Origin of the sequence: Psychrobacter sp. JB385, assembly GCF_900163785.1 — a bacterium.
In the GTDB taxonomy this organism is placed as follows: Bacteria; Pseudomonadota; Gammaproteobacteria; order Pseudomonadales; family Moraxellaceae; genus Psychrobacter.
In genome coordinates this window covers 646,503-671,882 of record NZ_FUKN01000014.1, presented here as the reverse complement: position 1 = coordinate 671,882, position 25,380 = coordinate 646,503, and the positions used below count along the sequence as shown (strand labels likewise).

Genomic DNA, 25,380 nt, shown 5'->3' with positions numbered 1-25,380 from the left:
GTGTGGCTTGTTACGTTCAAACTTGGCCTTTGCCATGGGTAATTCCTCTTTTTTTAGTGAATGATCAATAAAAAGCTTTTTAATGGCTCATAATAGAATCAAATCATCATAAACCTAGCTATCAACCGCACGAACCACTGCTAGAACAATGCTTCGAACCAATCTTTTGTATCGGTTATTATACGCTGACTTCTCTTAAATAGTCATACATCTCATAATCGAAAACAATTTTGCTGTATTATAGACAAAGATCTAAATTGTTTGTAACACCAATCATCGTTATTCTATCTTGATATGCAAAGCAGCTGTATTAGCTAGCTGGCATCATCAAACAATCCGTAAAATCCGTCAACATGTGGAAAAGCAATCCGATTCCAATGATGTTAAAGGGCTTACGGAAAAAAAGTAAAACAACATATGCCAGCATTGCATAATACGTATGTAACGGATGAAAATTAATGCTGCATCTATTGGCTTGAAAAATTGGGTTCGCCACCAAGTGGTCTATATCCACTAACATTGTCGCGAGCAAAATCAAATATGCTTTTTTCCATTCTTTTTTAAAAAAGACAACTGCGATAAAAAGTGGAAAACCAAAATGCAAAAAATAATGTATAAACGTCTGCATGCTTATCTACTTGCTTCCACCTTGTCGACATCAATGCATCGATAAGTTGCTAATATGCTGACAGCACTAAAAGGCAACACCTCAGTGTCACCTTTGAATCATTACCTATTGCACTAACTTTATATATTTCAATATTTTATAATTTCAACGTCGATGCAAGGCTATATCAATAGCATGGCGAGCACAAAAGATGTAAACAATAAATGGAGCTCATATCGAGAATTGAACTCGAGACCTCTCCCTTACCAAGGGAGTGCTCTACCGCTGAGCTATATGAGCAAATTTTAGTCAACCAACAAGTTGCACTAAAAAAAATATCACGACACAGTACTAAAAAACTGGCTGTCGTGATGAATTATTTATAACTTTTGCGATGGTGTATATATGGAGCGGGTGGCGGGAATCGAACCCGCGTCATTAGCTTGGAAGGCTAAGGTGTTACCATTATACCACACCCGCAATTGCTCTTATTCAAATAAACTCTAATCGAGAGTCTTAAGTATATAGAGCATGCTTGGCGCTATGACAAACTTTAAAATATGGTGGTGGGGGAAGGATTCGAACCTTCGAAGCTTTCGCGACAGATTTACAGTCTGTTGGGTTTGACCGCTCCCCAACCCCACCTTAGATTGCTTTGAACAAAAATGACTTTCAATTAAGGCAAATTCATAAAAAGCTACTTTAAGAGAGATGGTGCCGACTGCCGGGATCGAACTGGCGACCTACTGATTACAAGTCAGTTGCTCTACCAACTGAGCTAAGTCGGCTTGTTCTCTTAAAGTGGTGGCTATTCTATCAAATATTTTGAAAGACGCAAGCCCTTTTTCATATTTTTTATAATTAATTTCATAATAATTTTTAAGTTATTGATTATAATAATTTTTTCAAAAATAAAAATATGCATCTTTATTCTACCAATGGCTTCACACCATCTTTTATATGGTATCGCTAACGAATACGTAAGCCATTACAGGCCATTTCTACCGCTTTTATCAATGCCAAAGCTTTTTTATTGGTTTCTTCCCATTCTGCTTCTGGCACAGAATCAGCGACTACCCCTGCTCCTGCCTGAATATGAATCTCTCCACGGCGCATGACTGCGGTACGAATAGCGATAGCGGTATCCATATTGCCATGCCAACCCAGATAACCTACTGACCCACCGAACACCGTTCGACGGACTGGTTCTAGCTCATCGATAATTTGCATGGCACGAATTTTGGGTGCTCCCGATAGCGTTCCTGCAGGAAAAGTGGCACAGAATACATCTAATGCGTCTTTATCAGGCGATATGGCGCCCTCGACATTGGACGCAATGTGCATCACTTGCGAATAACGCTCGATGAACATTTTCTCAGTCACCTTGACGCTGCCGTACTCACAGACACGGCCGATGTCATTACGACCCAAATCAATGAGCATTAAGTGCTCAGCTATCTCTTTTTCGTCATTTAATAGCTCTTGCTCAAGTGCCAAATCCTCTGCTTCATCCTGGCCTCGTTTGCGCGTACCTGCTAAAGGTCTTACGGTGACTTTGCCATTTTCGATACGAGATAATATCTCAGGCGATGCGCCAATGATGTCAAAGCGTTTATGATCGTCGAGGGTGTAACCATGTACTAAGAAGAGATAAGGAGACGGGTTTAAAAACCGTAGAGCGCGATAAACTGCCAATGAGTCGCCCGAATAATCAGCGGTGAGGCGCTGTGCTGGGACGACTTGCATCACATCACCTGCTGAGATGTATTCTTTTATTTTATTAACATCGCTACAATACTTCTCTGCCCCTGTCTGCGATGTAAACACTGGTGTCGGCATGATTGGTGCACTCAGATTTGGCATTTCTGCCAACTTGTCTTCAATTTTTTCAAGCTCACGGATGGCAGTGCCGTATCCATCTTCCGTATGACAATCAGCGTAGACAATGATGGACAAGGTGTTTTCTAGCGTATCAAAGACGATCACACTCGTGGACAACATCAGCCACATGTCTGGCATCGACATGGGGTTTGGGGCATCAGACAGACCCACTGACGGCTCAATGACACGTACCATGTCGTAACCAAAGTAACCAACCAACCCCCCGCTAAAGCTTGGTAAGGTTGGAATATCGTCTGCCGTTGGCATCTTATACGCTGCCATGAGTTTTCGAATATAATCAAAAGGGTCGTTTAACGACTCTACATCGATATGATCATTTTTTTTGATGGTCATATTGCCATCTGCGTATTGTAAAATCAGCTCACTACCGAGCCCAATCATTGAATACCTTGCCCAGCGTTCACCACCGACGACGGACTCAAATAAATATGCAGAGCCATTTAAGTCACGCACTTTAGAAAACACAGACACTGGTGTTTGTGCATCCATCAAACGTTTTTTTACCAATGGTGCATGGCTAAAGCCACGGTCTTTAAACGCTTGATATTCTTTAAAGGTCATCATAGTAACGCTCTCTTAACAACATATTGGCAAAAGATAAGAACAATAAACACAATAGTAAAATGACAAACAAAATATAGCGTCAACACTCTATTGAATGCTGACGCTATAAGAAATGAATCGTTATAAAAACTCACGATAACTGATAATAAAAATATGCATACGATAAGGTCATTAGTGACTATGGCGCTGATATTTATGTCTTTAATATCTACGTCGCTAATGCTTATCGAACCAATGGCTGCGCAAGTATAACGAAGCCTACTGGCATTATCGCTGTTTAAACCGACTGATCAGTTACCGATTGAGTGATTGCTTGTATTTTTACCTTCCCTTACTCTTACTAGAGCCGCAAAAAGTACAAGCAAAGCGCTCTCATTAAGCACCAGCGCCACCCATGTTAAACAACCATAAAGCCACCCCGATGATGATTAGGGCGATAAACACCCATATAAACCAACCGCCGCTTGGTTTTTTATCCACTTGTCCTGTGGTAGCGGGATTGTCGACTGCTTGATCCATCGCGTTGTTGCCTGTAGTACCAAGATCATGTCCTTGACCCAAATTGGCTGTACCTGAAAACTGCGCGGTGGCGGCTTGCTTGGCATGTAAAACTTCAGGGTCTGCCTCTTCTTGTAGCTCTGTTTTGGTCGTCTTGTCATGTTCAGGTTGAACGATTGGCTCTTCACGTACAACGGGCTCTTTATGTACAACTGGCTCATTTGCCAATGTATCACGATCGCTTACTGGGGTTGGCGATGTCTCTATCGTGTTAGCAGACTCGTGTGTCGGCGCTGTATCTGATACTGCTGTCTCAGCCTTGTGCGGTATTGGCGCAACGTCATCTTTGACAGGCAACATCTCTTCGATATTTGTTTTTTTCACGACGGGCTCCTGAGCGGCTGGCGCTTCCATGGTTGGCTCTTCAACAACTGGCTCTTCAACAATAGATTCTTCAACAATTGGCTCTTTAACCACTGGATTTTCAGTGATTGGTTCGTCGATGATTGGCGTCTCAACTACTGACTCTTGAATAACTGGCTCTTGAGTCACTGGTGCTTGAGTAATAGTCTCTTCGACGATTGGCTCAGCCGTTACGACAGGCTCTTGAGTATCACTATCAATAGTGGCATCTGCATCATCTGCCATCACTGGCGTTAATGAATCCGTTGGTGTGTCCATCTCTGCCTCGGCAACAGAGGTATTGACCTGAAAATTAAAACTGGCAAAGCCAATCGTGTCATTAACTTGTAAAAGGCTCGACTTATTCCCTTCAATACGCTCATTATTGATAAATGTACCGTTCGATGAATCCAAATCTTTTACATATAGCTGACCATCCAGCACGCTTAGCACAGCATGATTGCGCGATACTTGCTTACTGCCAAGAACGACATCATTGTCGCTACCACGACCAACAGATAAGCTTTCGCTCACTGTCACCGTCAAATCACCAAGCGCTTCTGTTAAAGCATTCAGCGCCCACGTGTTTGTGTTACTTGTATCAAGCTCGTCATGTATAGGGTTCGTCATGTTATCACTCCTTGTTTTTCTGTTGAATTCCAAAATATTCTGAATCGTTATTACCAATCTCTAAAAGTTTTTCAATTATTTTACTATTTCTCATTTTCTTATATAAACTGACTGTGTACGCTATTTGGGCATAAAGCGAGGTTTTATCACGCCTTTAAGCTGGCTATAAGGAATACTTAGCGTAGGCATACCAGAGGCGTAAGGGCCAATAGCATAAGGCTGATACAGAATATCGATACCTTTGTCCGTCAATGTCACATTATCACTTAACGTAAATGGCCAGTTTTTCTCATAACTGCTCACATCATTATCGAACGTTTTTACCCACGTTTTATAAGCATTATAGGCAAGAGTTTTAAAGCGCGATTTTTTTCCGGCAATCAGCATATCATCCAGCTTGATTTGTTTTTTGGTGCTAGGATCAAATATTAGGTATTCGCTATAAGACATGCCATGAGCGCCGCCAGTATAAGAGTACGATTGTATTTCAAACAGCTCAGTATCGCCCACATGACCCAAATAGTTGGGCGTTACCATCAGCTCATACGCCCATTGTCTGTCTTCTGGCATATCTACAAACTGTGAGCTTACAAAATCATTAATAGCCGCTTGCACTTGTGCTGGACTGCTTTTTGTTTTGATGGGCGCTGACTCAGTTGGCTTGCTATTGACCACCAAGTTATTGATGCGCGCGTTGGTGATATCATTGATCCAAGGATGATTGGTTTTGAGATATTTGACTTCAATCTTTGGACAATTCTCACGCTCAGTGCACATCTTTTGTATTTTTTTAGGCAGTTGATACTCAAGATACGTGGTACTGCTAATGACATTGGTCGCATTTGCAGACACGCTTATAGCACCTACAACCAAGCCAGCTGCCAATGTTTTTATCAAACCTACACGGCTTAGTCTCTTTGATAAGCATGCAGGTAATACGCATGCAGGTAATACGGATGAATGAGTATTCAATTGATTCGTAGTGTCCATATATCCTCATTTGGAAATCTAAGTGGTTACCGAATATTTTAGCGTAACAATTGCGATGTATTGTAGGAACACTGTTGGAGTTTTTGGAACGTTGCTACTTATTTATACATCCATCGGCATATCTGTCACACAATTTGTAGCCAATAAAAAAGACACGGCCAGCGTGTCTTAATAGATAAATCATATGATAAAACCACGAGTATTAATGCTCACGCGTGCTGCTAAAGGTAATTTCTGGATAACGATCTTGCATCAATTGCAAATTAACACGTGATGGCGCAAGGTAAGTCAGATAACCACCGCCATCGATTGATAATTGGTCGTGCGCTTTTTTCTTAAACTTCGCCAGCGCAACTTCGTCATCACAATGAATCCAGCGTACGGTCGCAATCGATACGGGCTCAAACACACATTGCACTTTGTACTCTTCTTTGAGACGATGCGCCACCACCTCAAACTGTAGTACCCCGACCGCGCCCAAGACCAAGTCGTTATTAATCTGGGGCATAAATACCTGTGTGGCACCTTCTTCGCTTAACTGCTGTAGACCTTTTTGTAGCGCTTTCGATTTGAGCGGGTCTTTGAGCACCACACGGCGAAACAGTTCAGGCGCAAAATGCGGAATACCAGTAAAGTTTAGTTCTTCGCCTTCAGTGAAGCTGTCACCGATAGAGATGGTGCCATGATTATGCAAACCAATAATATCACCTGGATACGCTTCTTCTAGTGCTTCGCGGTCACCTGCAAGGAACGTCAAGGCGTCGGCAATGCGCACGTCTTTGCCCAAGCGCACGTGCTTGAGTTTCATACCTTTTTCGTACTTGCCAGAGCACACGCGTAAGAAAGCAATACGGTCACGGTGACGTGGGTCCATATTGGCCTGAATCTTAAAGACAAAACCACTAAAATCTGTCTCTGTGGCACTCACTTCACGCTCATTGGTAGGATGGGCTTTGGGCGGCGGCGCGTACTTCACTAACGTGTCGAGCACCATATTAACCCCAAAGTTACCCAGTGCTGTACCGAACAAGACAGGTGTCATCTCGCCTGCCAAAAACGCCTCAACACTGAACTCTTCTAGCGCCATCTGTACCAGCTCAAGCGACTCTTCAAAAGCATCAAACATGAGGCTACCCAAACGCTCACGTATGTCAGGATAATCGTAGCCTTCGCGCGTCTCAGCGACAGTCATCTTACCGCCATTGCCTTTTTCATATAAATAGGTTGTGTTTTCTGCGAGATGATATACCCCCACAAAATCCTGCCCCATACCAATAGGCCAAGTCACTGGCACACATTTAATCTTGAGCACCGCTTCAATCTCACTAAGTAGCTCAAGCGGCTCACGAATCTGACGATCAAGCTTGTTCACAAATGAGATGATAGGTGTGTCGCGCATACGGCAGACTTCCATCAATTTGATGGTACGTTCTTCGACGCCTTTTGCCCCGTCTACCATCATCAGTGCACTGTCTACTGCGGTCAAAGTACGATAGGTATCTTCACTAAAGTCAGCGTGACCTGGGGTATCTAGTAGGTTGACAATGTGATCTTGATAAGGGAACTGCATAACGGATGTGGTGATTGAGATACCACGCTCTTGCTCCATGCTCATCCAATCTGAGGTGGCATGTCGATCCGTCTTGCGGCCTTTGACCTCACCAACAACCTGAATGGCCTGCCCCCATAACAACAGTTTTTCGGTCATGGTGGTTTTACCCGCATCGGGATGCGAGATGATGGCAAAGGTACGGCGTTTGGCAACTTCTTTACTTAACTTTTTTGGATCTACGCTCATAATTTTCGGCTTCAATAGTGATGTCATTTAGAAGACAATCTAAATAAATAGAATAAATAATGGACGTATTGTAGCGGATTTAGCGTCAGGGTGCAGAATTAGCGCACAAAAAAAACACCCTCTAACGTTTATATAGAGAGTGTTATTGGCTTTTTTGGGTTTAATAATAACGCTGAATTTGTGTCGCTAAGAAATCCCCAGCAACTTCATTGACGATTGTACAATCTACCAAACCGCGCAGACTATTGGTATTTGGGTCTGTTGTACCCTTGGCTACGTAATCTGCTTCATAGACACCTTTACTGCTATTACTACCGTTAGCGTATTCCACACCACTGTACTGATAAGCAGGCTGATTTTGATATTCAAAGAACGTCACTTGTGCTGCTTTTTGCTTGTTACCGATACCCACACCAAACTGAGAGGTTCTATAATCTCTATTATCATTGAAGCGATCTTCAGCGCCCTCAATCCATTTATTAATCGATGCGTATCCCGTCTTATTCTTCTCATTAAAAGCTAAAAACGAGAGATCGCTTTTGACCACTGGAATATAACAGACGGAACCTGCTGGAAATGCGACATTGGCTGGAATACGAGGATAATTGTTTAAGTCCGTCAAAATCCCTCGACTGTCTTCTCTGTTAATGCCAGCGCTATAGCTGGTTGCTTGTAGGCCAGATAAATTTAGCGTTTTATAAGTGGTCTCATAAGTGGCTTTATTATTGCTATTTTTCTCATAAATAGGACGTTTGACTGTACGATTATCGACTTCAATATCTTTATTTTCAAGTTGTCCTTCAAAGTTATCAGCCAGCACGGTTTTGTCTAAAGTATTCAAACTTTGATTGCTATAATTATTGACGATATTTTTTGTCTTTATTTCATGTTCACCGCTGCGGTATGTCTCGTCAATGCGGGCAATTGCACTGGCATTGGCATTGGCTTGACTGTCATAGCTATTGGCGAATCTAGTCAGTGTAATCTGGTTGCTACTACCGTCAGAATTATAAGTACCATCGTCTTCTCCACAGCCGACAAGGATGACAGCGGCCAAAGAAAAAACACTGGGTACAACAATCAATTTGTTCATCAACTAATGTCCTTATGCGCGATAGGGCTGTTATTACCCGTTCTGATGATTTTAGTATAAGTTTCTGTGTGATTAGTTTATATTGATACAGGCTCAGTTTATACCTAAAACTTTGTCGGTGCTTTGCCTTATCCTCTTTTTTATTTAACATTTTACTTACAAAGACAGGGTATATATTTACGACTGCTTTATACAAATAACTTAGTGGTTTGTTATGCTAAATCTGATTTTGAAAAACGCTACATTAAAAATCTTATACTAATAAGTATCACTTAACCATAAAAACCTAAAATAAAGGATAAATTATGAAAACATTATACTCTACTAAAGCAACCGTTACTGGTGGCCGTGCCGGCTCAGTCAGCTTGAGTGACAACGATCTGACTATCAATATGGTACCACCAGGTTCTGGAAAATCAGGCAATAACCCAGAGCAGCTGTTTGCGATGGGCTATAGCGCTTGCTTTGATGGCGCATTGGGCGCTGTTAAGCAAATGGAAAAAGCCAAGTTTGATTCAACCACGTCAATAGAAGTAGATTTGCTTCAAGGTGACGGCCATGACTATAAATTGGCAGCCAAGATTCATGTGGTTGGTGAGAACACAGAATTGTCAGCCGATGAGTTCCAACAACTGGTCGAAAAAGCGCATCAAGTTTGCCCATACTCAAAAGCAACTCGTGGCAACATCGATGTAGAGGTCACATCAGAAGTAAAATAATCTATCAAAAGCTTTATTGATGATAGTAAAAGAACTCAGCTTGTCTGGGTTCTTTTTTTATGTCGGTTTTGACATTGGAAGTTTACCCATAAGAACATCTCTTAACTTTTCAGCAGTTCGGCACGCGCTGATTTTATCGTTATAATAAGGGTATATTTTATCTAATAGCTGATAAGTGACTTTTATGACCGATAATACCACCGACATCACCACAGACAGTGATCATAACTCCCATCAAGCCATCAACCCTGAAACCTTGCCAAACTTTGCCACCATGCCCAATGTCGCGACGATGAGTACCGATCACGTCGACAAAAACCAGCCGCCGTTTATCTTGGTGGATGGATCTTACTATCTGTTTCGCACATATCATGCCCTGCCTAAGACCATGCAAAACTCACAAGGGCTGATCACCAATGCCATCCGTGGTACGCTCAATGCATTATTGAAGTTGATGCGTCGTTATCATCCGACCCATATGGCGGTGTGTTTTGATACCAAATCTCCTACCTTTCGTCATCATATGTCTGCTGATTATAAGGCAGGCCGTCCGCCAATCGATATTGAGCTGGTCGAGCAGATTCCTTATATTCATCGCTTGGTCACGGCTTTGGGTATTCCGCTATTGCGTATAGAAGGCGCAGAGGCCGACGATATCATTGGTACACTCGCCCACCGTGCGGTTGAGCAAGGTCATCATGTGGTTATCTCAACTGGTGATAAAGATATGATGCAGCTGGTCAATGATTGCGTGATATTGGAAGACAGCTTTACAGGTAAGATAACAGACACTCAAGCAGTGATTGACAAGTTCGGCATCAATCCAAACCAAATGATTGATTTTTTGACTCTAATGGGCGATACCTCCGATGGTATCAAAGGCGTGCCAGGTATCGGCAAAAAGACCGCCAAAGACTTGCTGGTTGAATATGGCACCATCGACAACATGTTAAAGCATATTGGTTTTATCAAAGGTCGCGGTGCAAAGGGATTGATTGAGCACGCAGAGGAGATTCCATTCAATGCAAAACTTGCTACTATTGTCACGGACTTGCAGATTGGTCAAGACTGGAATGATTTAAAAATCAATACGGACCCTTGTGCGCACATTGATGAATTGCGCGAGCTGTATAGTGAGCTTGAATTTAGAAATGAGCTGGCCTCGCTCGATCATCCAAACCACCCAGCCAACGGCTCACAAAGTGTCGCTGACAGCCAAGCCGATGCCGAGTCACAAGCACAAATCGCCAAATCCCTTCAATCAACCAAAATGGGTGATACCAAAGACAGTACCGCGCATGAGAAAGCATGGCACACGGTTTTAGATGAGCCAGCCTTTGACAGTTTGGTCGAAGTATTGGCATCTGCTCCTCATTTTGTTATTGATACTGAGACCACTAGCGTGCATTGGCGCGAGGCGCAAATCGTGGGCTTATCTTTTGCCGTACAAGCGCATGAAGCCTACTACATACCGCTTACCCACAGCTTAGAGGGTGATGAGCTAACTGCCAAGCAGCTTGATCGCGACATGGTCTTGGCACGCTTAAAGCCCATTTTAGAAAACCCGAAGATTGGCAAAATCGGTCAGCATCTAAAATACGATGCGCATATTCTCGCGCATTATGATATCGACTTAGTTGGTGCGATACACGAGCATCCTAATAATTGGACAATGGATACCATGCTTGCCAGCTACGTCATCAATGCGGCGGTTACTCGTCACGGTATGGACGACTTGGCACGCCATTATCTACAAACCCAAACCATCAGCTATGAAGACGTGGCGGGTAAAGGCGCTAAGCAAGTCACTTTTGACCAAGTGGCTATTGATATTGCGAGCGACTATGCCTGTGAAGATGCCGATATTACTTATCAGTTGTTTGATGTGTTCAGTCTAGAGATGGCAAATGACAGCAATAATGCCAAACTGCTTCATGAGCTAGAGATTCCAACCGCTCAGATACTTTGTCAAATGGAAGCGAATGGTATTCTTATCAAACGCTCATTCTTAAACGAGCTGTCAAAACGCTTTGACGAAGAAATTATCGCATTAGAAAAACGCGCTTATGACGTGGCAGGCGAAGAGTTTAATCTTGGCTCGCCCAAGCAGCTTGGTGAAGTATTGTTTGAAAAACTGGGTGTCACTGGTGGTAAAAAAACCAAGTCTGGTCAATACTCGACGGGCGAAGCAGTATTGTCAAAGATTGATCATCCGCTAGTCGAAATCGTTCTTGAGTATCGCGGTCTGTCTAAGCTAAAAAGCACATACACTGATGCGCTCGATAATGTTGCCGATAGCGAAACCGATCGCGTTCACACCAGTTATCACCAAGCCTTGACCAGTACGGGACGCTTGTCTTCAACAGAACCCAACTTACAAAACATCCCGATTCGTACCGCGACTGGTCGCCTGATTCGCCAAGCCTTTATCGCACCAGAAGGTCGCGTCATTTTGGCTGCGGATTACTCACAAATTGAATTGCGTTTGATGGCGCATTTTTCAGGCGATAACAACCTGACCCATGCGTTTAATGAAGGGCTAGACATTCACGCGGCGACGGCTGCTGAAGTGCTTGGCAAGGGTGTCGCGGATGTCACACCAACTGAGCGCCGTAATGCCAAAGCCATTAACTTCGGCTTGCTTTATGGTATGAGCGCTTTTGGTCTTGCCAAACAGTTGCAAATGAGCCGCGGCGAAGCGCAAGACTATATCGACATGTACTTTGAGCGTTATCCTGGTGTCAAAAACTATATGATTAACACACGTGCCAGCGCTTATGAGAAAGGTTATGTCGAGACCATATTAGGCCGTAAGCTTTATACCCCTGATATCAATCACAGCAACCGTATGGTCAAGCAAGGCGCTGAACGCGCTGCGATTAACGCACCATTACAAGGCTCAGCGGCTGACCTAATCAAGCTAGCCATGATTGCAGTCGATAAAGTATTGCCAAAAGATCAGGCCAAAATGCTGCTACAAGTCCATGATGAATTGGTGTTTGAAGTGGATACCGATAAGGTAGACGCGGTGAGCCAATTGATTACCGATGCTATGCAAGATGTCTTGAGGACAACAGCGGTAGATAAAGGCTGGAATATCGACTTTGCTGTGCCGTTATTGGTCGAGACTGACAGTGGTCAGAACTGGGATGAGGCGCATTAAGCACTAATGTAAAGTGGCTTGGACATAGGTTGTATTGTCTATATTAACAATACCTTATGACTCGTTAGTTATATTAACCAACAGCATGAGATCAATGTTGACGTTATAATGCCCTTTGACCAAGCCAAGCGTCGTTGAATGAGTTTTAACCTACAGTGAGCCTTTGTGCTCACTTTTTATTTTTTAAGTATTGGGAGTTTATTATCACAAGCCCTGAAAGCATGATCGAAATTCCTGGTAACATTATTTTAGTTATCTGCTTACTACGTTGCCTACACTATTTTTTTCAGAGCCACATCAGACGGGCACAGACTTTTTGGCTGGCAGGCGTGTTGATATTTATTACTGCAATACGCCGAGAGCTGAACTACTTACCCGATTTGTTTGTTCCATCTAACTTCACCTTGCTCAGCCGCTCTTACGACTGGTGGGAAGATATGGTTCTGACAGTCATCTACTTAACCATAGTGGGCTTGTTGATCCATTCGTGGCGCTACCTTTGGGCGTTATTAAAAAAAGCGCCTTTATCTCTATATGGCAGTGTCGCTGTATTAGTAGTAGTACAGTATATGGGTGAAAATGCCATTTTATTCCCTGAAGATTTTGGCGTTTTCGTCGAAGAGACTTCGGAGACTCTCATCTATGCGACGGCCCTCATTTATCTGTGGCGATTGAACATAAGTGACGATACAAATCAACGAAAGGGCACAAGCGAGCTACACTATCAAACGTCTACGCCATAAGTAAAGCCACAATCAAACGCTTTTATCTCATATCAGTGACAAATACGATTGTTAATAAAACCAACATGCTTGCATAAAATAGAGACAAATAGATTTGTTATACTAAACATAAGTCCGAGTGATAAGGCATTGAATGCTGGCGCTCGATTTGTTGATAATAAATAATCACTGAGTCTCTTATTATGAATATATTGATTACAGGCGCATCGCGTGGTATTGGTCTTGCAACTGCCAAACAGTTAGCAAAAAAGGGGCACCATGTCGGGTTGTTTGCCACCGATAAAGCCACGCTTGAGCAAGCCATTAAAGACAAAACCTTTAAAAAATCGATCAAAAAACATCGGATCATCACAGGGCAACTTGATGTGACTCAGCCTGATTCATGGGATGATGCCATCAGTCAGATGCTTGAGCGATTTGGTAGCATCGATGCCCTGATCAATAACGCAGGAGTGTTGGTCAGCGGCGTCCTGCCCACAACCGATCTCGATGAACAACTGTCTTTGATTGACGTGAATTGTAAAGGTGTGCTGATTGGCTGTCACAAGCTTGCGCCGCATCTGGCGGAGAGTCAAGATGGCGAAATCATCAATGTCTCCTCTGCATCTGCAATCTATGGTCAACCCGAAGTGGCAAATTATGCTGCCAGTAAGTTTTTTGTACGTGGTCTCACTGAAGGCCTAAATATCGAGTATGCAAAGCAAGGTATTAAAGTGATTGATGTGATGCCACTTTGGGTCAAATCAGACATGACCGCCGATATCAAAGTGACCAGCGTGGAGCGCTTAGGTATCAATTTGAGCGTTAGTGACGTCGCAAAAACCTTATGCAAACTAACCACACGACCCAATCGCAAGTTAAAAAGCGTGCATTACACCGTTGGCATGCCAGCCAAAGCCTTTCAGACACTGGCGCAAATCACCCCTGATCCATTGATACGCTGGGTCAATACCAAGATTGGTGCCAAATAAACGGTCTGTGCGCGTTTCGCCCTTTTATCACAATCACTAAGTCTCAATAATCCATAACTCTCAATAATCAACAACTTTGCATGACGGCTACTCAATACGAGTGGCCGTTTTGCTTGCTTCTCGAATCTTTATTGCTTGCTCAGTCGTCTTATCAATAAAAACATTGTCTTTGACCACCGTCCCTTTTATCGCGCCTACCGGACTTGCTTCACGTATCTCAGAGCCAATGCTGATCGGCAACTCTACGGTGGCTGCAAACTGATTACCGCTCACAAGTGTGTCGTCATCTTCGATAATAATCCCCTGCTCTACTTGCTCAAATCGATTATCAATCACCTGATTGTCTTTGGCACTATCTAGATGATAGCTGGCAAATGGGGTTTGCTTAATTAAATACGCCCCGCATTCAAAGCCCTTTAGGTTGCGAGATTGTCTTGATGCTATCCAAACCCCGACTGGCTCTTCTTGAAAAATATTATGACGAATCACATTGTCGCGGCTCGACTCGGTACGCTTAAAATGATTACTGCGCGCCGAGTCATTAGCATGCTCAAAACAATTACGATATAAAAACACACTACCTGCGCCATTGTGGATAAAGCGATTATGCTCAATTGAGTTGTTACTAGAAGAATCAACCGCAATGGCCTCACGATTGGGCTTAAAATTTCGAAAGCCATTGCCTACAAAGACTGAGTTTTGAATCACATTGTCGCGGCTACCAAACTCCAAATACAATCCTACCGTCCCTGCATTTTGGATATGTACTTTGTCAAAAGTGACGCCATGTACATGGTCACCCACGAACATACCACTATTGATACTGCTTCGACTGGTGACATTGGTCACTCGGATATCGCTCGGCGCAAGCGCTCGATTGGCAACAGGCGCAGTCAAACCGCGCGCATAACGCTGATCAGGATTGCTATATTGGCGAATATGGAGAGCGTGACCATAGCCATCTACATGACAATTGGCCACCGCAACATTATGGATAGCACTATCGGTCTTAGGCCTGATAGTAATGGCACTCGCCTTCGATGTATCATTGGTAGTAGGACTGAGCACCGCGCCTTGACAATCAAGGGAGCTGTCCGAGGCGTTGAGTACAAACCGTATTGATTTTTCTCTTAAGTCACAGCCTTGACTGATGACACTATGTCCCTTTACCGTCACGGTCTGATTGGGTAACAAAGCTGCACACTCTATCGTCGTCGTGGCCGTTGGTAAACGAGCATCGATAATCAGAGGCTGTTTTATATCAGCGTCATAGCCAGAGCCATTATAAGTTGAGGGCAAACGTTCGCATGCCGTCATGACAACGGTGGCCGTAATCACAGATAAAGGGAGGAATAAATGACGAGTGGCTACCATATCGGACCTTGTTGGTTGTTTGACTATTTGGCTGTCTTACATTTTTTGAACATGCTGTGACACCTTACCACTATTCGCCATCATCATAACCCGTCAAACTACCCTTGATAAACAAAACCATCTATTTCCAATCAATACCTATTTCAATTAATAATAATAAGGAAGTTTCCATGGAAAACTCAAAAACCCCATTACCAGAAAATATGGATCATATTGACGGCAACACAACTAGCAGTAATGACACTGACGATCAGGACAATCAGCTGGTCGATTTAGACAATCCAATGCTACACACGATTGATAATGATGATGTGATTGATAACAGTGCTGGGTTTGACAACTCAGAAGTGGGCACGGACGCGACGCAAGGTTTGACGCCTATGCATCGCCAGAACCTTGATGAATCACGTGTCGATGAGCTATTGGTACAAGACAATCTCGATGACAGCCATTATCCTAATACCATGGATATTGCAGATAGAGAAGCGGCAGAGCGCAGTAATGATGATGACTTTTAAAAACAGATAAAATGTTTGATCTGCTTATGAATCCAAAAAGCCTGCTTTATAAAACAAAGCAGGCTTTTTTGTGGTGTATAAAAAAGGTCTTAATCTCACTATATATCGTATGATCAACGCATCGCTGATAAAGGCTGGTCGGTCCAAATATCGCGATAGCTTGTGTAATAGGTAATCATACCGATTGGGACTAATGCCAGTAGTCCTATTCCTAATGTAAATACAAAAACCAGCAGCGCGATGATCGGCCCTACCAAAAAGAAAATAAACAGAGGCCAAACGTTTTTCAAAGACCCTTTGATACTCATTTTCATTGCCTCAGTAGGCCGAATATTGTGTAACACGATTAAGGCGGGAGCAAACCAGACAGCCATTACCAAAGAAAGAAACAAGAGTATGGCGAATAATGATGCCAAGACGAGAGCGATGATTGTACCACTACTGATTTGGTCAGCTGCTACATTGATACTGCCTGCGCTGCTCAGCATATGAGCGATAACGAAGACAATACCGACAGGTATAATCGCAATGATGATTGCGACAATATACAATAAGAACAAGATTATCAATGGCTTTAAATGTGTACTAAATGCTGAGAAAAGATGATCGAATCTCAGCGCTTTACCGCTCGCTTGCGCCGCGCAGCCTTTTATAATGCCACCTAAAAAAACAAAAGAAACAATAGAAAAAACCAGATTGATAATAGGGATAGCGCTTGTGACCGCCATGATGATCATGTAGACCACACCAATCCCTATCCATAATAAAAACTGCTCTTTGAAGAGCGCAAAGGCATTGGTGATCCAGCTAACACCCCAGCCAGCATCGCAAGATCTAGGCTCAGCTAATAGCTGTGGCAATAGATTACCATAGTCATCTACTGGCGGTAACTCTGGGGGCAACGCATTGTTCTTTTGTAGCGAGACCGTATTGGGTGAATCACTAGAGATAGTCATATGAATCCTCAAAACAAACCATAAATATGGTCACAGTTTTGCACATTGCTGATAACAATCTCAACTTTATTTCGCTATACCTATTTAAATAAAAATTCTTTAGGCAAAAAAATACCGACCCTTAAACAGAATCGGCATTTTTACTCATTATCTTTATATCTACTGATTTGTTTACGCCCAACCGTCCAAGGTGCCCGCCCAACCTTTAACCAATGGCGCACTTAGGGCTTCAAGCAAATCTATATGCGCCTCATCCAAGTTCAGTGCTGGAATATAATGATACTCTTGCCCGCCCGCATTCAAAAAATTATCGCGGTTTTCAATCGCCAGCTCTTCTAGTGTTTCTAAACAATCGGCTGAAAACGCAGGACTGATCACTTGCACTGAGCGCACACCTGACTTACCCCAATCCTCTAACACCACGTCGGTATAAGGCTTCACCCATTCTTGTTTGCCAAATCGTGATTGAAAGCTGATAATCCATTCATCTGCTTGTAGACCCAGTGCCTGCGCCACTTGCGCTGCCGTACATTTACAACGACTAGGATACGGATCGCCTTTGTCAGCATAAGGCTGCGGAATACCATGAAAGCTAAACATCAGCTTTTCAGGCTTGCCATGTTCTGCTTGAAACCGACGTATCGAGTCTGCCAATGCTTGAATATATAGCGGATGGGCAAAATAATCTTTAACGATCGTATAATTGGGCAGATTGCGCTGCTTAAGTGTCCATTTGGTCAGCGCATCATATACCGCACCGCCCGACGATGCAGAGTACTGCGGAAATAAAGGCAAGACGACAAAATGATCAACGCCCTCGCTACGTAGCGTATCCATCACATCTGGCAAACCTGGGTTGCCATAACTCATGGCAGGATGTACCGACACGCGAAAGGGCGCAACGCTATTGGCCAAGCGCGGCTCTAACTGCTCAACTTGGCTCTTTAGAATCTTACGAATCGGCGAATCCCCTTCCCAAATACTGGCATAAGCCTTTGCGACGCGTTTAGGGCGACTGGGCAAAACAAATAGGTTCAGAATAATCGCCCATAAAAACTTTGGGATTTCAATCACACGAGGGTCTGACAAAAACTGTTTGAGATAACGACGTACCGCAGGCGCGGTCGGCTCATCTGGTGTACCAAGGTTAACTAATAGGACAGCAATACGTGGAGGCAGTTCAGGTTTCATAGCAGCACTATTTTATGAGGTTAATTAAAAAATACGAGATGATAGGCAAAGTAAGTCGATAACAGATTATTAAGTCAGTATTAAACCAACGCCATGCAAGTGTAGCATTTTATCTATTAATCACGCAGGGTAAAAGTGCGCTGACACAATTTGATACTCAGTGCTTGATCATACCCTTTTCACTTGCATTATTCTGCCACTATAAAAACTCAGCTCGAAAAGCTGCATGAAGGTTGTACTCATATGCGCATCACCATACAATAGGCAAGCCTGTAGTAATGAAAACTATGAGCAAAAATACAGTATATAGTCGATTCATTTTAAAAACGATAGAGTAAGACTTGTATCAATTTTCCTTGCTTGCTATTAATACAGAGGCTACAAAAAATTTATCCCAGTCGTACGTCGCTATTAACGTATCGATTTATTTAGAACTGACTATAGGTAATAACAATGTCGGTCAAACAATCTGTCGACATCTTGCCATTTTTATTTTATTGATGATTGTTGTCTTGCGAGGTAGCTTTGAACGCACGCCCTGATAGTACCAGTGACCTTATTCCTAAAGAGGCAGTCCCTTCAACTGATGCGGTTGATTCTGTAGGCTCTGTAGGTATCGTCACGCCCAAGATTTTTCATTTTGCTGAGCCGCTAACATTAGAGTGTAATCGGACATTGCCCTCATTCGATCTGATCGTCGAAACCTATGGTACGCTCAATAGCGACAAATCAAATGCCGTGCTTATTTGCCATGCCCTATCAGGCAGCCATCACGCCGCGGGTTTTCATAGTAGCGATGATAAAAAAGCGGGTTGGTGGGATAACATGATTGGCCCTAATAAGGCCATCGACACCAATCAATTTTATGTGGTCTGTGTCAACAATATTGGCAGCTGCTTTGGCTCTACTGGACCAACCACCATCAACCCAGACAGCGTTCATGCAGATGACGATACAAGTGAGCATAGCGAGTCTCAAGTATACGGCCCTGACTTTCCTTTGGTCACTATTAAAGACTGGGTAAAAACTCAAGCCATTCTCTCAGACCGTCTTGGTATTGATGTCTGGCATGCTGTCGTTGGCGGCTCGATGGGCGGCATGCAAGCGCTTCAGTGGTCAGTAGATTATCCAGACAGACTCAAGCGCTGCGTGGTCATTGCCAGTACGCCCAAGTTATCAGCACAAAACATCGCCTTCAATGAAGTGGCGCGTCAGTCCATTCTCTCTGATCCTGACTTTAAGAATGGGCGCTATTTACAGGCAGGGACTTATCCTCGTCGCGGCCTAATCTTGGCACGCATGGTGGGTCATATTACCTATCTCACTGATGATGCCATGAAAGCCAAATTCGGTCGTGACCTGAAGTCTGGTAAATTTATGTATGGCTACGATGTTGAGTTCCAAGTTGAGAGCTATCTGCGCTATCAAGGTGAGCGTTTTAGCGAAAACTTTGATGCCAATACGTATTTGCTCATGACCAAAGCGCTAGACTATTTTGATCCAACGCGTGGTTATTTAACATCTGATTGTCCTTCAGCACCGTCTACAGAAACGACAGAACCAGTCGCAGAACTTGAAGACTCAATTGGTGCATCAGTCGAAGCAGCCAAAACAGCCACTCAAATTGAGCTAGAAGACGACTTAGCCGTTATCAGTAATAATGAACACAACCGTCAACAAGAGCTAACGGCGCTCAAAGCAGCATTTGCCCACACACAATGCCAATACTTGGTGGTGTCCTTTACCACTGATTGGCGTTTTGCTCCAGAGCGCTCGCAAGAAATTGTTGATGCCTTAATGGCAACGGGCAAACCCGTCAACTACATCAATGTTGACGCGCCGCACGGTCATGACTCGTTTTTATTCGATATTCCGCGATATATGGGCGCCGTCAGAGGGTTTTTAACTGCGCCATTCATCGCAGAGCGCCAGCCAAAAAACACCCGCCAGCAACCCACAGGAGCACGCTCATGAGAATGGATCATCAACTGGCTGAGCGCTGGATTGCGCCGCAGTCGCATGTGCTAGATTTGGGCTGTGGTAACGGTGAGCTGCTCGCACATTTACAACAACATCGCGGGGTGACGGGCTACGGACTTGAAATTGATGAAGAAAAAATCAATGACGGCATTGCAAAAGGCCTATCTATTATTGAACAAGATCTCAATGATGGTCTAGCGCGTTTCGCTGACAATAGCTTTGACACAGTTGTGATGGCACGAGCGCTACAGGCAGTCAAAGCACCTGATGTCTTGTTGCTCGACATGCTACGCGTTGCTCGCGAAGCTGTGATTACTTTTCCAAACTTTGCCCACTGGCAAAACCGCCTGCACTTGGGTTTAAAAGGCCTGATGCCTGTTTCAGAAGCGCTGCCTTACGAATGGTATAACACACCAAACATTCATCTGTGTACCTTCAAAGATTTTGAGCAACTGTGCGCGCAACACGATATTCATATCATCAATCGCTTTGCGGTCAGTGATTCTGAAAAAGGACATACGCCATTAATGAAAACCTTGATACGACGAGCGCCCAATTTATTAGCAGATGTGGCCATCTATCGCGTCACCAAACAAAAGCTAGAATAGTGACAGTCCGTTAGTAAATATTATTGAGAGCGATAAGAAATCTTATACGTACAATTCTTAACCTTAATAAAGTTTGGTTGTATTATTACAATCAAGTAACTCTATGATTTTATTAGGGTCAAACAGGTATAGATAGGAATTAAATCGTGTAATTAGTATTTGAGTTTCGTAAGTTTGGGTGTTAAGCTAGCGAAATAGTGTCAGCAGCACCGCTACGGCGACTATTTATGGGTCCAAGGTCGGTTTATTGCAACACTACCATGATGAATTATATTGCTAATGATTAGGTAAGTTGATACTGCAAGATTTCACCTAATTGTTACTGCCGCTGAACGCAATTCAGCGGTACAACTTTTTCTTTTGCTTATTAACTGCCTATTATTGGAGCTGCTATGAAATTATTAAAAGCTGCGTTATTTACCGCGTTGTTTTCTTGTGCGGGTATTGCAAACGCTGAGTTAATATCAAACGTGCCACTTGATACCTCACGTTTTGAGCTAATGCCTGTCAGTGAGCTGTCTGCCAGCGCTGCTCAAGGTAATAATCATGCTCAGTTTTATTTGGCCAAACGCCTACAAAAAGGCCAAGGTATTGCCCAAAACACGCAACAAGCCATCCAGTGGTACACCAAAGCAGCAAACCAAGGTGTTGCCCCTGCTCAGTTGAATCTTGCCATCATGTACTTGCGCGGCGAAGGGGTTCAACCAAACCTACAACAAGCTCGCATTTGGCTAGAAAAAGCAGCCATGCGCGGTGACAACCGTGCCAGCTACACGCTTGCCTTGTTAGATGAAAAGCAAAAGAATTTGGTTGATGCTTATAAATGGTACGACTTGGCTGCCCGTGATGGCATGCTAGACGAAAAAGTCCGTACCAAAGCACGCGGCAAAATCGGTCAGTTGGCATTGAACTTATCAAGCGCTGATATCGCTAGTGCTCGCAGCAAAGCAGATACGTGGTTCCAGAGTAAGTAAACTTTAAATATCATTAAGCTAATGATAAAAAAATCCAGCCTTTGAGCTGGATTTTTTATTGTTCAAAGAAAATTAAAATTTATAAATTATCTTTATCTCGTTTTTCTTCAAGAACTTCCGCATACTTACTTTCGTTTCTTTTTCTTTCCTCGTCTCTATCATTTTCTGAATAAGAGTCTACATTAATTTTTTTATTACTATCTACAACAGAGCTCAAAATTTTTCTAATTTTCTCCAACTCCTTTGAAGTACGGTAAGCTGGGTTACCGCTACCCAGCTCAGTTATGCCTTTATACTCCGACAGGTCTATTATTGCATTATTTGTATAATTATTACCTTCAACATCGGAAAAATTAATATTGAATAACAGTTTAGTGTCAAAAACTTCAGATCCAAATTCGCCTGTCATATCGATAAAACTGAATAAGAAGCTCTTTTTTGATTTATTAACTCCTAGCACACTTAAGTTATTTTTGAAAAAGCTCAGTCTATCTAACTCATTGACGATTTTTATTTCACTTCTAGTAAGCTCATTTTTATCTGATACAAGTTTAAATGATATATCTTTAGCCATTCCTCTTCCTACGTTTTCTACTCGTAAAATCATAAACTGAAAACCCACGAATGAAGACTCTAAAGATATTTCTACATAAGGCTTTATTGCTTCTTTGCGATTATCATATATCTGGGTGTCTTGGTTTCTTCTAAGGCGCCAAGTTTCTATAGCCAAAATAATAGTCAAGATTGCAATTATCATAGTAGCAATAGCACTTACTGCCGATGAAATATAAACTCCAGCCTGCTCTCTAGGAATTTCTGCATTACTTCCAGTTACTACTCCAGCTACAAACACAGCTGGCAGCATAAATAACATTAATATAACGAAATACATCCACAGCGGCTTTTCATTATCATTCAAAGTCCTTTCCTCTAATAGTTAGTACTATATTCAAATTATTAAAGCTAATTGAGTGAGATTATCGAGATACTGAAACTAATTCAAATCTTTTGTCCTCATGATGATCTAGATTTTTCCCTATAAAAACTACCCAAAATTTGCTACACTACGCGCGCATTGGTCAAATCCACAATTACGCCAATGTTTTTATCACTTCAAAAGACTTAACGTATTGCACTGGGTTTGCGACCCAGCCAGCAGGAGAAAAACATGAGCACCACTCAAAATAGTAATATCCAAGAAAGCACCACAACTAATGACAAGTCGGCTCCCGCCTACGATAGTCTCACCAATAATATCGTTGTAGCTGCCCTTTATAAGTTCACACGCTTTGCCGATTTTGAGCAATATCGTGAGCCAATTTTAAATACTATGCTTGATAATGATGTTAAAGGTACATTACTTATCGCAAGCGAAGGCATCAACGGTACGATTTCTGGCACACGTCAAGGCATTGATAATGTCCTTGAGTACCTGCGTAGCATCGAAGCTATTGGCAGCTTTACCTTTAAAGAGTCTTATACTGATGCTCAGCCTTTTTATCGCACAAAAGTGAAACTCAAAAAAGAAATCGTGACCATGGGCGTAGAGAACATTGATCCGCTACAATCCGTTGGTCGTTATGTCAAACCTAGCGAGTGGAATGCTCTGATTTCAGACCCAGATGTTATCCTTATTGATACACGAAACGATTATGAAGTAAAAATCGGCACGTTTCAAAATGCGGTCAACCCAAATACGGAAACATTCCGTGAGTTTCCAGAATACGTCGCCAAAGAGATGGACCCAGCCAAGCATAAAAAGGTTGCGATGTTCTGTACAGGCGGCATTCGCTGTGAAAAATCGACCGCGTATATGCGTGAGCAAGGATTTGAAGAAGTCTATCATTTAGAAGGTGGCATCTTAAAGTATTTAGAAGAAGTCCCTGTCAGCGAATCAATGTGGCAAGGCGATTGCTTTGTGTTTGACAATCGTGTGTCGGTCAATCACAACTTAGAAAAAGGCAGTTATGAGCAGTGTTTTGCCTGCCGTATGCCTATTACGGCTGATGATATGCAAAGCCCCGCCTACATCAAAGGCGAGTCATGCCCGCATTGCATCGACAAGGCAACGGATGAGCAAAAAGCTCGATTCCGCGAGCGTGAGCATCAAATGCAGTTGGCACAAAAACGCGGCGAAGCTCACATCGGTAGCGATGTCATGGATGTCATAGAAAAACGCAAAGCCGCTAAGATTGAAGCGCGTCGTCAAGCAGAAGCAGACGAAAAAGCCAAAGCTGAATAAACATCCTTCTCATTGAACGAAAGAATGCCTCAATCAATACGTTGATTGAGGCTTTTTTTGACCGAAATATTTATTTTTACCACTGATGGCAGTTTTGGCAAAAAAATAGCAGACTCTCATTAAGAGAATCTGCTATTTGTTTATACACGACGAAGATTAAGAACGAATACGGTCTAGAACAAGATACGTACGCGGATCGTTTCTTCGACATCTTTTAACTGATCGAGTGCAGCATCTGAATCGTTATAATCAACATCCATCACCAGATAACCTACATCGCCTTCTGTCATAAGGCTCTGCGCTAAAATGTTGATACCTGCTTCTGCAAACAGACGGTTAATCTGTGACAATACACCTGGTACGTTTTTGTGAATATGAAGCAGGCGATGTGAATTTTCTTTGAACGGTACAGAAACTTCTGGGAAGTTGACAGCCGTTGCCGTGTCACCTTGATCAGAGTATCTGACAAACTTATCAGCAACTTCTAACCCAATATTAGCCTGCGCTTCTTGCGTTGAACCACCGATATGCGGCGTCAAGATCACATTATCAAACTTACGTAATGGAGACTCAAACTCTTCGTCCGCAGATTTTGGCTCTTTTGGGAAGACATCAATCGCCGCACCCAATACTTTGCCAGACTCAAGCGCTGCCGCCAGATCATCAATCTCGACGCATGTACCGCGTGCGGCATTGATAAAGTAGCTGCCTTCTTTCATCTGCGCGAACTGCTCTGCTTTCATCATATAACGCGTGCTTGGCAAATCAGGTACATGTAATGTCACGATGTCAGCGGTTGATAGTAGCTCTTCTAAGCTGCCAACCTGAACGGCATTACCAAGTGGTAATTTGGTCACAGCATCATGATAGATGACTTTCATACCGAAGCTTTCTGCCAGCACAGACAATTGCGAGCCGATAGAGCCATAACCCACGATACCGATCGTCTTACCACGGACTTCATGTGAGTTAGCCGCAGACTTGCCCCAGCCGCCACGATGGACGGTCGCATTTTTTTCAGGAATACCGCGGTATAGCATGATGGCTTCGGCCAATACCAGTTCTGCCACTGAGCGAGTGTTTGAGTATGGTGCATTAAAGACGGGAATACCAAGATCGCGAGCCGCGTCCAAATCTACTTGGTTGGTACCAATACAAAAGCACCCAATACCGATCAGCTTATGCGCATGCTCAAGTACTTCGCGTGTCAATTGCGTACGCGAACGAATACCGATGAAGTGGGCATCTTTGATTTTTTCGATGAGCTCATCTTTGTCAAGAGCATGACTGATGTTCTCGATATTATGATAGCCTGCCCCTTCCAATACTTTTAACGCATTGTCATGTAGACCTTCGAGCAATAAAAACCGGATCTTATCTTTTTGTAGTGATAACGCCATGTGAGAACTGTCCTATAATTGTCTTATAAAATTATCTGATGGATAATCCATGATGAG

The 25,380-nt window shown here is 43.1% G+C and carries 20 protein-coding genes and 4 tRNA genes; 9 read left to right on the top strand and 15 right to left on the bottom strand.

Annotated features, from left to right (window positions below; all coding sequences use genetic code 11):
• Positions 1 to 310: 310 nt before the first annotated feature.
• From CZ794_RS14230 to CZ794_RS13910, 10 genes are all read right to left on the bottom strand, one after another.
• Positions 311 to 628, bottom strand: a complete 318-nt coding sequence (locus tag CZ794_RS14230) for a DUF6122 family protein (RefSeq protein WP_087042167.1) — start codon at positions 626 to 628, stop codon at positions 311 to 313.
• A 204-nt stretch (positions 629 to 832) separates the two neighbouring features.
• Positions 833 to 907 (bottom strand) — tRNA-Thr (locus tag CZ794_RS13950).
• Positions 908 to 1,013: 106 nt separating this feature from the next.
• Positions 1,014 to 1,087, bottom strand: a tRNA-Gly gene (locus tag CZ794_RS13945).
• 81 nt (positions 1,088 to 1,168) lie between these two features.
• Positions 1,169 to 1,252 (bottom strand) — tRNA-Tyr (locus tag CZ794_RS13940).
• A 67-nt stretch (positions 1,253 to 1,319) separates the two neighbouring features.
• Positions 1,320 to 1,395 (bottom strand) — tRNA-Thr (locus tag CZ794_RS13935).
• Between the two features lie 181 nt (positions 1,396 to 1,576).
• Positions 1,577 to 3,073, bottom strand: a complete 1,497-nt coding sequence (trpE, locus tag CZ794_RS13930) for an anthranilate synthase component I (protein WP_087042166.1) — start codon at positions 3,071 to 3,073, stop codon at positions 1,577 to 1,579.
• Between the two features lie 375 nt (positions 3,074 to 3,448).
• Positions 3,449 to 4,603: an FHA domain-containing protein gene (locus CZ794_RS13925; protein WP_087042165.1), complete on the bottom strand. Its 1,155-nt coding sequence runs from the start codon at positions 4,601 to 4,603 to the stop codon at positions 3,449 to 3,451.
• A gap of 120 nt (positions 4,604 to 4,723) precedes the next feature.
• Entirely contained in the window at positions 4,724 to 5,593 is an 870-nt protein-coding gene (locus CZ794_RS13920) for an RsiV family protein (protein WP_087042164.1), read from the bottom strand.
• A 202-nt stretch (positions 5,594 to 5,795) separates the two neighbouring features.
• Positions 5,796 to 7,391, bottom strand: coding sequence for a peptide chain release factor 3 (locus tag CZ794_RS13915; RefSeq protein WP_087042163.1), 1,596 nt, complete (start codon positions 7,389 to 7,391; stop codon positions 5,796 to 5,798).
• 160 nt (positions 7,392 to 7,551) lie between these two features.
• On the bottom strand, positions 7,552 to 8,484 hold the full coding sequence (locus CZ794_RS13910; protein ID WP_087042162.1) for a hypothetical protein: 933 nt from the start codon (positions 8,482 to 8,484) through the stop codon (positions 7,552 to 7,554).
• A gap of 305 nt (positions 8,485 to 8,789) precedes the next feature.
• Between CZ794_RS13910 and CZ794_RS13905 the strand changes: the two genes are divergently transcribed.
• The 4 genes from CZ794_RS13905 (at position 8,790) to CZ794_RS13890 (ending at position 14,080) form a co-directional block, all read left to right on the top strand.
• A complete protein-coding gene (locus CZ794_RS13905; protein WP_087042161.1) occupies positions 8,790 to 9,203 on the top strand; it encodes an organic hydroperoxide resistance protein in 414 nt (137 codons plus the stop codon).
• A 184-nt stretch (positions 9,204 to 9,387) separates the two neighbouring features.
• Entirely contained in the window at positions 9,388 to 12,366 is a 2,979-nt protein-coding gene (gene polA, locus CZ794_RS13900; RefSeq protein WP_087042160.1) for a DNA polymerase I, read from the top strand.
• Between the two features lie 221 nt (positions 12,367 to 12,587).
• On the top strand, positions 12,588 to 13,109 hold the full coding sequence (locus CZ794_RS13895) for a hypothetical protein (RefSeq protein ID WP_087042159.1): 522 nt from the start codon (positions 12,588 to 12,590) through the stop codon (positions 13,107 to 13,109).
• A 182-nt stretch (positions 13,110 to 13,291) separates the two neighbouring features.
• Entirely contained in the window at positions 13,292 to 14,080 is a 789-nt protein-coding gene (locus CZ794_RS13890; protein WP_087042158.1) for an SDR family NAD(P)-dependent oxidoreductase, read from the top strand.
• Positions 14,081 to 14,167: 87 nt separating this feature from the next.
• Here the strand turns inward: CZ794_RS13890 and CZ794_RS13885 are convergent, their stop codons facing one another.
• Positions 14,168 to 15,454, bottom strand: coding sequence for a right-handed parallel beta-helix repeat-containing protein (locus CZ794_RS13885; protein WP_087042157.1), 1,287 nt, complete (start codon positions 15,452 to 15,454; stop codon positions 14,168 to 14,170).
• A gap of 170 nt (positions 15,455 to 15,624) precedes the next feature.
• Between CZ794_RS13885 and CZ794_RS13880 the strand changes: the two genes are divergently transcribed.
• Positions 15,625 to 15,972: a hypothetical protein gene (locus tag CZ794_RS13880; RefSeq protein WP_087042156.1), complete on the top strand. Its 348-nt coding sequence runs from the start codon at positions 15,625 to 15,627 to the stop codon at positions 15,970 to 15,972.
• Between the two features lie 113 nt (positions 15,973 to 16,085).
• On the opposite strand, the gene CZ794_RS13875 is transcribed toward CZ794_RS13880, so the two are convergent.
• Together CZ794_RS13875 and hemH are read right to left on the bottom strand one after the other, a co-directional pair.
• Entirely contained in the window at positions 16,086 to 16,928 is an 843-nt protein-coding gene (locus tag CZ794_RS13875) for a BPSS1780 family membrane protein (RefSeq protein WP_087042155.1), read from the bottom strand.
• A 171-nt stretch (positions 16,929 to 17,099) separates the two neighbouring features.
• Positions 17,100 to 18,119, bottom strand: coding sequence for a ferrochelatase (gene hemH, locus CZ794_RS13870; protein ID WP_087042154.1), 1,020 nt, complete (start codon positions 18,117 to 18,119; stop codon positions 17,100 to 17,102).
• Between the two features lie 558 nt (positions 18,120 to 18,677).
• On the opposite strand from hemH, the gene CZ794_RS13865 reads away from it, so the two are divergent.
• The 3 genes from CZ794_RS13865 (at position 18,678) to CZ794_RS13855 (ending at position 21,681) form a co-directional block, all read left to right on the top strand.
• A complete protein-coding gene (locus CZ794_RS13865) occupies positions 18,678 to 20,093 on the top strand; it encodes a homoserine O-acetyltransferase (RefSeq protein ID WP_087042215.1) in 1,416 nt (471 codons plus the stop codon).
• Positions 20,090 to 20,707 carry a methionine biosynthesis protein MetW gene (gene metW / locus CZ794_RS13860; protein WP_087042153.1) on the top strand — a complete coding sequence of 206 codons (618 nt, stop codon included), beginning with the start codon at positions 20,090 to 20,092 and terminating at the stop codon, positions 20,705 to 20,707. Before CZ794_RS13865 ends, metW begins: the two co-directional genes overlap by 4 nt.
• Positions 20,708 to 21,099: 392 nt before the next feature.
• Entirely contained in the window at positions 21,100 to 21,681 is a 582-nt protein-coding gene (locus tag CZ794_RS13855) for a tetratricopeptide repeat protein (protein ID WP_087042152.1), read from the top strand.
• Between the two features lie 79 nt (positions 21,682 to 21,760).
• Here the strand turns inward: CZ794_RS13855 and CZ794_RS13850 are convergent, their stop codons facing one another.
• Positions 21,761 to 22,600 carry a hypothetical protein gene (locus CZ794_RS13850; protein WP_143515729.1) on the bottom strand — a complete coding sequence of 280 codons (840 nt, stop codon included), beginning with the start codon at positions 22,598 to 22,600 and terminating at the stop codon, positions 21,761 to 21,763.
• Positions 22,601 to 22,849: 249 nt separating this feature from the next.
• Between CZ794_RS13850 and CZ794_RS13845 the strand changes: the two genes are divergently transcribed.
• Positions 22,850 to 23,923 (top strand): rhodanese-related sulfurtransferase, encoded by a 1,074-nt coding sequence (locus tag CZ794_RS13845; protein ID WP_087042150.1) that lies wholly within the window; start codon positions 22,850 to 22,852, stop codon positions 23,921 to 23,923.
• A gap of 173 nt (positions 23,924 to 24,096) precedes the next feature.
• On the opposite strand, the gene serA is transcribed toward CZ794_RS13845, so the two are convergent.
• Entirely contained in the window at positions 24,097 to 25,323 is a 1,227-nt protein-coding gene (gene serA / locus CZ794_RS13840) for a phosphoglycerate dehydrogenase (RefSeq protein ID WP_087042149.1), read from the bottom strand.
• Positions 25,324 to 25,380: the final 57 nt, after the last annotated feature.